Genomic DNA, 10,707 nt, shown 5'->3' on the forward strand with positions numbered 1-10,707 from the left:
TTTCAGGCGAATTCAGAATCGCGACACGCCTTTGCAGTAAGGTCGAGACCTTTCAAAAAGGCGTAACAAAGAGGCTGGATTCGCCCGAAAGCCCCATAGGGCGATCCTGAAAATGGTTTTTCTCGGTGTTGAAGCCCTTGTCCAGGTCTCGACATGAACGGCGAGCTTCGCCTTGATAAAAACCATTTTCAGGATCGCAGAGATCTATCTGAATTAATCAGAGGTGCCCAAGAATTGCCAGGCAGTTTGTTGGCTTGCGTCAGGGTATTTTCTACTAAGTGCGTCCGGTAGATACACTTCACCAAACCCTGCTTGCAGGTCATGACGATGCAGCGATTCGACAATGGATACCTGATGTTTTAGTGGTTTGATTAAGCGTTTGGGCAGTAGGGTTGACCGGTCTTTATTTCCTTTCCCGGCACGAACAAGCACATTATAGCCAGCAAAATCGATATCTTTGATGCGTAAAGAAAGCAGCTCGGCACTCCGTAGTCCGCTGCCGTACATGAGTTCTACCATAAGGTGTGGGGTTGGGGGCAAAAAGCGTAATATTGCTGATATTTCCTCGCGGCTATAAACCACAGGTAAACGTCGAGGTGCAGTGGCTGGTGTAAATGAGAGTTCTCCAATATCAAGCCCCATAAAACGCTTGTAAAGGTATATCAAAGCGTTAAGGGCAATCCGTTGTGTATTGATAGAACAATTCTTATGAATCGATAAATGACTTAAAAAGACTTCAATTTCAGCGGCCCCCATATCCTTGGGGTGGCGTTTATTGTGGAAAAAGATAAATCGTTTAATCCAGTGTACGTAAGTTTTTTCAGTTTGATAGGCGAGGCCTTGTTGTCTGATATCCAACCGAAAAAGGTCAAGAAAGCGAACTGGCGGAGTCGGTATTTTATGACGTATATCATCCATGATAGAGTCTTTTGCTGTATGTATATACAGGCTGGTTCATAAAGCCAAGGCTGTCAAATCTCCGTATTCAGCAGCCTCAGGCTATTGAACAAAAAGCTCGGCATGTAACTAATTGATTTGTTCGTATTTTTAAAATCTCCTTCCGAGTTAACAAGCCAAGAACAAATATCCCCCCGGCTTGTTAATTCAGGAGAGACTTTTTAAGTAGTTCTGGTAGCATATTGAAAACTAAAACATTTTGCCTTTAGCAATTATCAAGGCTCAGTAATTAACAAGCCAAAGTGATATAAAGCCAAAGGCTTATGAATAAGCTGTTATGTGAATAGAGAGCATGAGTGAATCTGTAGTCAAAGAAGTACTTATCAAAGCGGTTAAAGAACTCGAAGAAGCGGGTGATATTGTTGTGGTTAATCCCGCAGAAGAGGCTGTCGCTAAAAAGTTGTTCCAAGTGGTGCAAGAGGTTTCACCAAATTTACTGTCGGCATCAGAACTTGGCGGTATCATCAATGCTCTTAATGCACCCAACTTGGGTTTTGGCCTAGACGACAACGACTTCCACACTATCATCGGCTTAACCAAAGAAGAACTTAAAGCGGCAGCTAGCAAGCTAAAGGTGTCGGAGTGGTAAATCACATAACAAGGCCAGGCACAATCGCCCCTTCGGGGCTGGACCTCCGCACTGCGTGCTCCGGCCTGTGCTGGCGGCGTTATGCACTAAGAAATCGCAATGGATAGCAAGATCGCAGGAACACTAAGCCTTTTAGGTGCAGCGACACTCATAGTAATATGGTGGGTATTCTTATTTGCTGCACGGCCCGACTGTCTAGATTCTATTCAGTTGGCACTAGATTCAGCTAAGTATGCTCTGTCACCAAATGAATCAGGAAGCTGGCTATTTATTTTTACGTTGGCCTCTATTACCACTTGCATAATAACCAGCCTAATTTTATTTTTTGGTAAGCAAAAGAGAATTGCTATGTATCTAATAGCTACGCACTCTGTAATCGCAGTGTTTACCTATACGTGGTCATTGGTACTAGTCATTGCATTACCACTTATTTACTTCGGTAAGGTGCAAAAAAATGCATAACAAGCCGCAGCAATCGCTCCCGTTGGTTGCTGGGACAGCCAAAACGCTGCGCTTTTTTGTCTGCCCCTGTGCGGAGCGTTAAGTGCAAATCGAGTATGAAAAAGTTTCTGATATTCATAGCTATTGCAATTCCTTTCTTTGGATTGTCTATTGCTATGAGTATCTACCAATACAATGAACCTGAAAGACAGCGCTTCGATGGAACTGTTTCTTTAATTGACTGGAAATCAAGCAATCACGGAATGCCATTAATTGAAATAAAAAGGAACAATGGAACAACTCAGAGGTTCCATAGCACACGTATTTTATTGAATGCAGACCACCTGAAGGTTGGTGACCAAATTATCAAAGAAAGTGGTTCGCTTAATTGTTTAATCAATGAGACCGAAGTTGCATGTGTAAAATAGCACTTAACAAGGTCAGGCAGTCGACAGTCAAAGTTGTCATGCTTTTGTTCCAAAAGTTCGCCAACTTTGCCTGCAACTGCTAACGGCGTTATGCACTAGAAAAATAATATGAACCCATCAGATTTTAAGGATCAACCTAGAGATACTAAAAAAGAGAACGAGGCTTCTAAATGGCTCCGAGCTCAAGAAGAATATACTAAATTCGAATTTATCTGGAATGTCGTTAAACACAATCAGCTCTCTGGCCTAGCGATGGTTAGAAAGTCGGCTTTGAAGCGTGCTCATCTAGAGGTTATTCTCGAATACGGATTAGTTTATGGTGATGCCAGTAATGTAAGGCTTTGGTATGATGCAACTGTTGAGGGATTAGGCGAGCTTAGAGCAATTAATATTATCGAATCGCATTTGGAAAATGGTCCTCTTATAGTTGAGAAAATGTTGTATTGGCTACGACCGGAAACGGAAAAAGGCAAACTTAAAGCTGAAGAGCTTCGAAGTAAGTTTAATGATATGTATCCCAATTTTAGATCAACTAGGAGTACGGGAATACATGCGACACAAGCATAACCAGGCGCTGAAAAAAGACGCCGGAAACAACAGCGCTTCTTAGCGAAGCGTTATGCGAACGAGTATCTGAGAAATGGAATTTAAATGTGCATGTTGCGATGAGATTATTGAGGGGATACCTACCTTTGGTTGGAAATACCCAATATCTTATCTTGATGTTCCAGAAGAGAAACGTGAGGAAGATGTATTCCTTACGGAAGATTTATGCGTCATCGCAGATAAGTGGTTTTTCGTTAGAGGCTGCATTGAAATTCCTGTAATCGGCCACGATGACCCTTTTATTTGGGGTGTGTGGGTTTCTCTAAGCGAAGAGAATTTTATGGAGTTTCAAGACTTGCTCGGCGTAGAGGAGCGAGCGCACTATGGTCCATATTTCGGCTGGCTCAATGCTTCTATTAATATGTACCCAGAAACCGAGAACCTGAAAACTATGGTCCACATCCGAGATAATGGAGATCGACCCTATATTGAGTTAGAGCCAACAGATCATCCCTTAGCTCTTGAGCAAAAAAACGGCATTACACTTGAGCGAGTCGCTGAGATATATGCAAATCGAGTACATGGCAAAGAAATCGCATAACAATGCCAGCCAGAGGGACCAAAAAACCGCCACTTCGCTCTGGTTTTTCGGCCCCTGCTGGCGGCGTTAGCTTTCTTTGGAGATTACGTGCCTAACCTAAAAATGACGCTTTTAGAAAACTCCATAAGCTTTTTCTTCGAGTCTGTGAGTAAGGCTATTCAGGCTGAGTCAGACGAGGATAAATGGAAGTTTGCGATACTACTTTTAGTGCAGGCAATAGAGACCAGCCTAAAAGAGCGACTGAGAAGAACCAATGAGATTTTTGTTTATTCGAATATCGATAAGCCAAGACACACAGTAGATCTAGGCTTAGCGATTGAAAGGCTTGAGAAAATATCAAAAGTTAATTTGAAGCAGCCTGATGTGAAGTGCATTAAAACTGCATCTGAACTTCGAAATCAAATTGTTCATTTTGAGTTTGATCTTTCAATCGATCAGATTAAGTCTAACTTTGTAAGCCTTGTTGGTTTTTATACGTCATTTTGCAGGGATCATTTGGAATCAGATATTGTCTCTCAGCTCCCATCCAAGCTGCATTCAGAGCTACTAAATCTAGACAGCTATATCGAAGAGCTAGAGAAGAGAGCCTCGGAACGAATGGCCGCTGAAGAAATTCCAGATGATGAGATATGGGAATGTCCAGCCTGTAAAAAAGACACATTTGTGATCTACGATGGCATAGATACTTGTTTCCTATGTGGTCATTCAGAACCAGTTGTAGAATGTGAGCAGTGCCAGTCTCTTGAATTTGAAGAAGACCTTGAACAAGTAGATTTTGGCAATATGAAAGGCTGGGAGAACTACAAATCTCTATGTAAGGATTGCTTTTACAAACTGGAAAATGAAAACCCATACGAAGAGTATTATTGAGCAAAAGCTAACAAACGCGTCAATTGGGACTGGTTTTCCGCTGGCGCTCCAACCCAGCCCATTACGCGGGCGTTAAGTGTCATCGGTAGATTTATGCTGAGTGCTATATACCAAGAGAAATGTAGCGATTGCAAGAGAGATCTAGAGTGCAACCTTTGTAGAGACTCTCTATGTAAAGAATGCGCTGTTCAAGTGGAAGAGCAGTATTGCTGCAGGCCATGTTCGGCCTCAATAAGAAATGATGAGAGCCTGGTTTCTTTTTTTATTGAATGGCATCGTTCAGCTAATCTCGGCGATGTGGCTTTATCTAAGCCACCGACATTGATTACGCACAAGTACAAAGAGGGAAGCACATTTTCAATCGCTGAGTTTGAAGGGAAAGATATGCTTGGCTCAGTTACGTTCCGTTCTGATGCTCAATGCGATGTAGATGCAATATGTATCTCAACAGAGAAGCCAATTTTCAATGAATATCGCATATTGGTTAACGAGAGTGAAATTGCAAAATTCTTAGACTCTTTGTATGCCAATGTGCAAGTGTAAAACACTTAACAAGGCAATGGTTCGGAATTTGAACTTCCCCCGCTTTACCCCCCCCCAGCATCCGGTACTGGAGAATTACAAATACCGTAAACACCCTTATAGTCGGCAGCGTCATTGTTGTGTTACTACTATTGATGCTTGAGCGTGGAGCCACCAAGTGCGTTGATGATAATCAGCGTTGCGTTAGGTGCCCCGGTTAATGGTGTTATCGAGTTTTGGGAGTCGTATTGATGAGAATATTTGCTCTGCCCGCTATTCTGCTTGTGATGCTGGCCAGTGGCTGTACATCCGGACATTCGCAGCATACCAACACGAAGTCCATGCCCGGATCGGACCGGGATGAACAGGGTTGTATCGGTTCGGCGGGTTATCTCTGGTGTGAGCGCACCGGGCGGTGCGAGCGGCCATGGGAGTTGGCGGATCAGCAAGGCTTTGATAATACGCAGGAGCAATTTGATGCTTTCTGCTCTGGGCAATAGCTGCTCTCGATGTGTCTGAATATTCTCTGTTTGTAATAGTCTTAGCGGTTGGCTGCCCTTGCTGATCTGCTCTAAGCTCAGGTTATGGCTTTTCGTCGGCTCCTGAACCGTTTATCCCTTCGCAACCGTCTGTTGTTGGCGATCGCACTTGCTCTGGTGCTTCTGCTGCCCGTCTCCAGTTATTTGGCCCATCTGCTTATTGCGCCGAGTTTTATGGCGCTGGAAAAACAGCGCCTGCAGCGGGATAAGGCATCGATCGAAAGTGCGTTGCAGCAGCGTATTGAATGGATCGACGGGGCGGCGCTCGATTGGGCGCACTGGAACGATACCTACGACTTCGTCAATGGTAATAATGAGCGGTTTATCCCGGACAATCTGGATCTGGATAGTGTGGTCAACCTGGATTTGAACTGGGTTCTGATCATGGATCGAACCGGTAAGGTATTGGCCAATATCACTGTCGATCTGAATCAACAAAGGCTGCAGCCTTTACCCCCTCAGTTGATGACATTACCCGACCAGAAGCACCTTTTTCTTGATGGCGATAAACCGCGAGCCTTCAGTGGCTTGTATGCCATCGATGGATTGTTGTTGTCGGCCGCCGTTGAACCCATCACGGATTCTGCACGTCGTGCGGCCCCCAATGGTCTGTTGTTGATGGCTCGTTTTATGGATGCCTCGGTGCTCTCGGATATTCAACAGGTCACGGGCACTCGCTTCCGTTTGCTGTTCAGCGATCAGTTCGCCGAATTTGGTGATCAGAAACGACACATACTCGATGGAGGAGAATGGCTCCATCTGGCGGAAGATAAACAACAGGGCATCCTGGGGTACCGCTTGAAAGAGGTGTCTGGTGATCCCGTTCTGGTTCGTATTAACCGGGAATTGACCATTATGCAGCAAGGTGACCGGACCATTCGAAGTTACCTGCTGGTTATGTTGGGGCTTGCCCTGACGGTTATGGTGCTGCTCGCGGTCCTGATTCGGATTGGTTTGATTGACCGACTGGAATGGTTACAGAAAAGCGTTCGCGATGTGGGCAAGGGCGTTAGGGAAAAGGTTATTCCGTTTGATGGAGAGGATGAACTGTCCGAATTGTCCAGAGACATTAGCTGGATGGTTCATCGCCTAAGCAGTGAGAACGAGCGCCAGCAATTGTTGATGGATCAGTTGGTCGATGGCTTTGTCGAATTCAATCTCGATGGTCGTATTGAAGTGGTTAATCTGGCATTGGCAAAAATGCTGGAGTATGACCGGCAATCGCTTGAAAGTGGTCATATCCGTGATGTGGTCGCTAAAGAGTATTTACCCTTTGTACAGGATTATCTGCGCTGGATTGCCAGGCATCCCGAAGAAGTTCGGCGTGAATCGATCGAGTTCTTGACCCTTTCCGGAAATCCCATTTTTGTCGAGGTCCATGCTTCGGCGATGTTGTCTGCGCACGGGGTGGTTACGGGTGTACGCGGGGTTGTCAGAGACATAACTGACCAACATAAAGCACACATAGAGCTCTCCCATTTGGCTTACCACGATCCGCTGACGGGCTTGTATAATCGCGAGGCTTTGACAGAAGAACTCGATACCTTACTGAGAACGAAAAAGCAGCGTCTGACTTCATTGGGATTGCTGTACATGGATCTTGATCGTTTTAAAAAGGTCAATGATACCCTCGGACATCAGGTGGGCGATCTGCTCCTGCAAGAGATTTCAGAGCGCATAAAGGGTTGTTTACGCGATGACGATTTTATTGCCCGAGTCGGTGGGGATGAATTTGTCGTGTTGTTGAAAAATTCGGATACACGCCACTATGGCGCTGTCGCCAGCAAGCTGGTAGCGAGACTGAATCAACCCTATACCATAGAAGGTGCTGTGGTGGATTATCTGGGGATCAGTATCGGCATCAGCTTGTGCCCCGAGCACAGTGATTCCTACCAGGAGTTGCTTCGCCTGGCGGATCAGGCGATGTATCAGGCCAAGAAAAATAACACCGGTTATCAGCTTTACACGCCCGGGCAAGAAGCAGTGAACGTTACATAACCGCATGATCCAGGGGAGGGATGGCCTCCAGGGTTTGTCGAATCGCCTCAAGGCCTTTTCTTAACCGTTGCCTGTCCTGCACCGGACTGATGCAGAAACGAACGGCCTGGGGGGCGTGCACGTTGCCGACCGCAAACGCCTCCGCAGCCTTTAACATCACGCCATTGTGTTGCGCCTGTTCGACAAAGGCCTGCGCGCGCCATTGGGTCGGCAAGGTCAGCCAGGCGTTGTAACCGTAGCGGGGGTGCGCTATCTGGTAGTCGGGCAACAGTTCGTCAATCAGGCGATGGCGATCGGTCAGTTCCTGTCGCTGCCATTGTCTCAGTTCTCGATGGTGGCCCTGGGTGATCCAGCGGTACACCAGCTCGCTCATCAAGGGAGGTGCCATCCAGCAATTGGCGCGTAACGAATGAGCGCAGGCGCTTAGCCAGTGTTGCGGTGTCTGCAGGACACCGACGCGCAACCCTCCGGCCATCACCTTGGATACGCTGCCAATGTAGAACACCCTTTCCGGGGCCAGGTTGACCAGGGCCTGCGGCCGATTGGCGTTATCGTTGAATTGAATATCGTCTTCCAGCAGCAACAGGTCGTAGCGCCTGGCGATATCGATGATCTGTTCGCGGCGAGCGGCCGAGGTTTCAACGGTGGTCGGGTTGTGCAGGGCTGGCATGCAATACAGGGCGCGGGGCTTTTGCTGGCGGCAGATATTTTCCAGCGCCTGGGGATCGATCCCCTGATCGTCCATCGGCAATCCGATATGGCGCAGCTGGGCCTGGCGCGCGGCGGCAATAAAACCGGGGTAGGTCAGGTCCTCGGACAGGACCAGATCGCCGGCTCGGCAGATGGTTTGCAAGGCGATGCTGATGGCGTGCTGGCCACCGCAGCAAATCAGCAAACGTTCGGCGTCGCCGTCGATGCCGGATTCTGTCAGCCACTGGGCAAAGCCTTCGCGCTGGTGCGCCATGCCCTGTTCGTTCTGGTAACTCATCAGCGCTTGCAGGGTGGCCGGTTCCTGGCTCAGCTGTTGCAGAGACTCGGCCATCAGTTGTGACTGGGGGCCACTCAAAGACAGACTCAGGCCCAGGTCGATATCGGTGTCGGATTCGTGCTCGGGCAGGCCGAAACCCTGCATGGCCAGTTTGGGGTGGGCTTCCCGGACAAAGGTGCCACTGCCGACGCGAGCGGATACCAGCTGCCGGCGTTCCGCTTCCTGATAGCCTCGAGTGATGGTGCCGATAGTAACCCCCATAGCATCAGCCAGCGCTCTATGGGTGGGCAGCTTGTCTCCCGGTTTCAGGTCGCCGCGCTCGATGGCCTGGGCGATGCTGTCGGCTAGCGCTATGTAGCGAGGGCCGGTGCGCTCTGCGATCTCTTCAATACGGATTGTCATGGTGACAATAAAATCCTTGACCGATTCAATAAACGAAATATGATGACAATAGACAGTAATTGTCTTGATTAGTCAACAGAAAGCTAAATTGTATGCATACAATTTACTGAAGCACTCGATAACCGAACGATAATGAAAGGGATGATCTTATGACCACAGCAAGCCAGGCAGCCTTTTACCAACACCCCTACGCGCAGACGCTTGAGGCAACGGTGCTGGCTGTGGATGCCGATCGAGTGATGCTGGACCAAACCCTGTTTTATCCGGAAGGGGGCGGCCAGCCCGGTGACCAGGGCACATGGACAACCCCCGATGGTGCCCAACAAAAGGTGATCGATACTCGTAAGGGAGAGCTCAACGGCGAGATCTGGCACCAGCTGGCCGACGACCAGCATGGCCTGAAAGTGGACGATGTTATTCAGCAGCAACTGGACTGGCCACGCCGCCATCGCCTGATGCGAATGCACACGGCCTTGCACCTGCTTTGTTCTCTGGTGCCCCGGGGCGTTACCGGAGGCTCCGTGGGCGAGGAGAAAAGCCGACTCGATTTTGATCTGGGGGATGCCACCGTCGATAAGGTTGAGCTCACCGAGGCGCTCAACAAGCTGGTGCAGCAGGCGATTCCGGTCAGCAGTGAATGGATTACGGATGCCGAGCTGGATGCCAACCCTGAACTGGTACGGACCATGTCGGTGCAACCGCCACGGGGTGCCGGACAGATTCGCATGCTAAGGGTCGAAGGCGTGGATTATCAGCCCTGTGGTGGCACGCATGTCGCCAACACCGCCGAAATTGGCCCGGTCAGCATTCGCAAAATTGAAAACAAGGGCAAGCGTAATCGACGCATTCACCTGATATTAAACGACTGACTCGAAGCGACTGTCTGTCAACAACAGGCAGTGCCATTGAACGACGATCAGGGAGAGCAGCCTCTCCCGAAGGACAATGAACATGATACCTTTTGAAACCCTGCTGGCCCTGGTGGTGTTTGTCTTTGCCTCCTCGGTCACGCCGGGACCGAACAACCTGATGCTGACCGCTTCCGGAATTAACTACGGTTTTGTGCGCACCATTCCCCATATGCTCGGCATCCCCGGTGGAGTAATGCTGTTGTGCTTGTTGGTGGCTTTTGGCTTGGGGGCCATTTTTAATAGCTATCCGTTGTTGCAGGAAACCTTGAAGTGGTTGGGATGTGCCTATTTGCTCTATCTGTCCTGGTGCATTGCCCGAGCCACCCCGATTGCCAACCAGGCCGAAGGCGTGAGCAGCGAAAGTAAGCCCTTTACCTTTCTGCAGTCGGTCAGCTTTCAATTTGTTAATCCCAAGGCCTGGGTTATGGTGATTAGTGCGATGTCCAGCTTTACCCTGACGGGTGAGGATTATGTCGCCTCGGCGCTGCTGGTGACGTTGGTGTTTGCGATTGTGAACCTGCCTTCGATCAGCTTGTGGGCCGGCTTTGGCAGTGTGTTGCGCAAACTTATGACAGATCCTCGTAAATTGCGCGTGATCAATCTGGCGCTGGCCGGACTGACAGCTGGATCGGTGTTGCTGATTATTGGTTAAGGCACCTCTGATTAATTCGGATAGATCTCTGCGGATCCTAAAATGGTTTTTATCAAGGCGAAACTCGCCGTTCATGTCGAGACCTGAACAAGGGCTTCAACACCGAGAGAAACCATTTTAGAACCGCCCTACGGGGCTTTCAGGCGAATCCAGACTCTTTGTTACGCTTTTTTGAAAGGTCTGGACCTTACTGCAAAGACGTGCCGCGATTCTGGATTCGCCTGAAAGCCAGAGTTCATCTGAATTAATCAGAGGTGCCTTAA

At 48.5% G+C, this 10,707-nt stretch carries 13 protein-coding genes; 11 read left to right on the top strand and 2 right to left on the bottom strand.

Annotation, left to right across the window (positions count from 1 at the left end):
• Nucleotides 1–213 precede the first annotated feature (213 nt).
• On the bottom strand, nucleotides 214–918 hold the full coding sequence (locus tag MIB40_RS18865) for a phage integrase N-terminal SAM-like domain-containing protein (RefSeq protein WP_249697058.1): 705 nt from the start codon (nucleotides 916–918) through the stop codon (nucleotides 214–216).
• Nucleotides 919–1,249: 331 nt separating this feature from the next.
• On the opposite strand from MIB40_RS18865, the gene MIB40_RS18870 reads away from it, so the two are divergent.
• The 9 genes from MIB40_RS18870 to MIB40_RS18910 all read left to right on the top strand — a co-directional run bounded on the left by MIB40_RS18870 (nucleotide 1,250) and on the right by MIB40_RS18910 (nucleotide 7,491).
• The gene (locus MIB40_RS18870; protein WP_249697059.1) at nucleotides 1,250–1,546 is read left to right on the top strand and encodes a hypothetical protein; all 297 of its coding nucleotides are present in this window, start codon (nucleotides 1,250–1,252) and stop codon (nucleotides 1,544–1,546) included.
• Between the two features lie 99 nt (nucleotides 1,547–1,645).
• Entirely contained in the window at nucleotides 1,646–2,008 is a 363-nt protein-coding gene (locus MIB40_RS18875; protein ID WP_249697060.1) for a hypothetical protein, read from the top strand.
• A gap of 95 nt (nucleotides 2,009–2,103) precedes the next feature.
• A complete protein-coding gene (locus tag MIB40_RS18880) occupies nucleotides 2,104–2,415 on the top strand; it encodes a hypothetical protein (RefSeq protein WP_249697061.1) in 312 nt (103 codons plus the stop codon).
• Between the two features lie 108 nt (nucleotides 2,416–2,523).
• Nucleotides 2,524–2,982 (top strand): hypothetical protein, encoded by a 459-nt coding sequence (locus MIB40_RS18885; protein WP_249697062.1) that lies wholly within the window; start codon nucleotides 2,524–2,526, stop codon nucleotides 2,980–2,982.
• Nucleotides 2,983–3,055: 73 nt separating this feature from the next.
• Nucleotides 3,056–3,562, top strand: a complete 507-nt coding sequence (locus MIB40_RS18890) for a DUF2199 domain-containing protein (RefSeq protein ID WP_249697063.1) — start codon at nucleotides 3,056–3,058, stop codon at nucleotides 3,560–3,562.
• Between the two features lie 87 nt (nucleotides 3,563–3,649).
• Nucleotides 3,650–4,432, top strand: coding sequence for a hypothetical protein (locus MIB40_RS18895; protein WP_249697064.1), 783 nt, complete (start codon nucleotides 3,650–3,652; stop codon nucleotides 4,430–4,432).
• A gap of 192 nt (nucleotides 4,433–4,624) precedes the next feature.
• Nucleotides 4,625–4,975, top strand: coding sequence for a hypothetical protein (locus MIB40_RS18900; RefSeq protein ID WP_249697065.1), 351 nt, complete (start codon nucleotides 4,625–4,627; stop codon nucleotides 4,973–4,975).
• Between the two features lie 230 nt (nucleotides 4,976–5,205).
• On the top strand, nucleotides 5,206–5,454 hold the full coding sequence (locus MIB40_RS18905) for a serine protease (RefSeq protein ID WP_249697066.1): 249 nt from the start codon (nucleotides 5,206–5,208) through the stop codon (nucleotides 5,452–5,454).
• 84 nt (nucleotides 5,455–5,538) lie between these two features.
• Nucleotides 5,539–7,491: a sensor domain-containing diguanylate cyclase gene (locus MIB40_RS18910; protein WP_249697067.1), complete on the top strand. Its 1,953-nt coding sequence runs from the start codon at nucleotides 5,539–5,541 to the stop codon at nucleotides 7,489–7,491.
• Here MIB40_RS18910 and MIB40_RS18915 read toward each other — a convergent pair.
• Nucleotides 7,484–8,881, bottom strand: a complete 1,398-nt coding sequence (locus MIB40_RS18915; protein WP_249697068.1) for an aminotransferase-like domain-containing protein — start codon at nucleotides 8,879–8,881, stop codon at nucleotides 7,484–7,486. The genes MIB40_RS18910 and MIB40_RS18915 overlap by 8 nt on opposite strands.
• Nucleotides 8,882–9,030: 149 nt before the next feature.
• Here MIB40_RS18915 and MIB40_RS18920 point away from each other — a divergent pair, with 149 nt between their 5' ends.
• A complete protein-coding gene (locus tag MIB40_RS18920; RefSeq protein WP_249697069.1) occupies nucleotides 9,031–9,750 on the top strand; it encodes an alanyl-tRNA editing protein in 720 nt (239 codons plus the stop codon).
• An 82-nt stretch (nucleotides 9,751–9,832) separates the two neighbouring features.
• Nucleotides 9,833–10,444 carry a LysE family translocator gene (locus MIB40_RS18925; RefSeq protein WP_249697070.1) on the top strand — a complete coding sequence of 204 codons (612 nt, stop codon included), beginning with the start codon at nucleotides 9,833–9,835 and terminating at the stop codon, nucleotides 10,442–10,444.
• Nucleotides 10,445–10,707: the final 263 nt, after the last annotated feature.

The organism is Aestuariirhabdus haliotis, assembly GCF_023509475.1.
Lineage (GTDB): Bacteria > Pseudomonadota > Gammaproteobacteria > Pseudomonadales > Aestuariirhabdaceae > Aestuariirhabdus > Aestuariirhabdus haliotis.

Bases quoted from the DNA above. Each gene is read 5' to 3' on its own strand.
- MIB40_RS18865 (WP_249697058.1), bottom strand. From the start codon at position 918: ATGGATGATATACGTCATAAAATACCGACTCCGCCAGTTCGCTTTCTT.
- MIB40_RS18885 (WP_249697062.1), top strand. From the start codon at position 2,524: ATGAACCCATCAGATTTTAAGGATCAACCTAGAGATACTAAAAAAGAG.
- MIB40_RS18890 (WP_249697063.1), top strand. From the start codon at position 3,056: ATGGAATTTAAATGTGCATGTTGCGATGAGATTATTGAGGGGATACCT.
- MIB40_RS18920 (WP_249697069.1), top strand. From the start codon at position 9,031: ATGACCACAGCAAGCCAGGCAGCCTTTTACCAACACCCCTACGCGCAG.
- MIB40_RS18875 (WP_249697060.1), top strand. From the start codon at position 1,646: ATGGATAGCAAGATCGCAGGAACACTAAGCCTTTTAGGTGCAGCGACA.
- MIB40_RS18915 (WP_249697068.1), bottom strand. From the start codon at position 8,881: ATGACAATCCGTATTGAAGAGATCGCAGAGCGCACCGGCCCTCGCTAC.
- MIB40_RS18905 (WP_249697066.1), top strand. From the start codon at position 5,206: ATGAGAATATTTGCTCTGCCCGCTATTCTGCTTGTGATGCTGGCCAGT.
- MIB40_RS18870 (WP_249697059.1), top strand. From the start codon at position 1,250: ATGAGTGAATCTGTAGTCAAAGAAGTACTTATCAAAGCGGTTAAAGAA.
- MIB40_RS18880 (WP_249697061.1), top strand. From the start codon at position 2,104: ATGAAAAAGTTTCTGATATTCATAGCTATTGCAATTCCTTTCTTTGGA.
- MIB40_RS18910 (WP_249697067.1), top strand. From the start codon at position 5,539: ATGGCTTTTCGTCGGCTCCTGAACCGTTTATCCCTTCGCAACCGTCTG.
- MIB40_RS18925 (WP_249697070.1), top strand. From the start codon at position 9,833: ATGATACCTTTTGAAACCCTGCTGGCCCTGGTGGTGTTTGTCTTTGCC.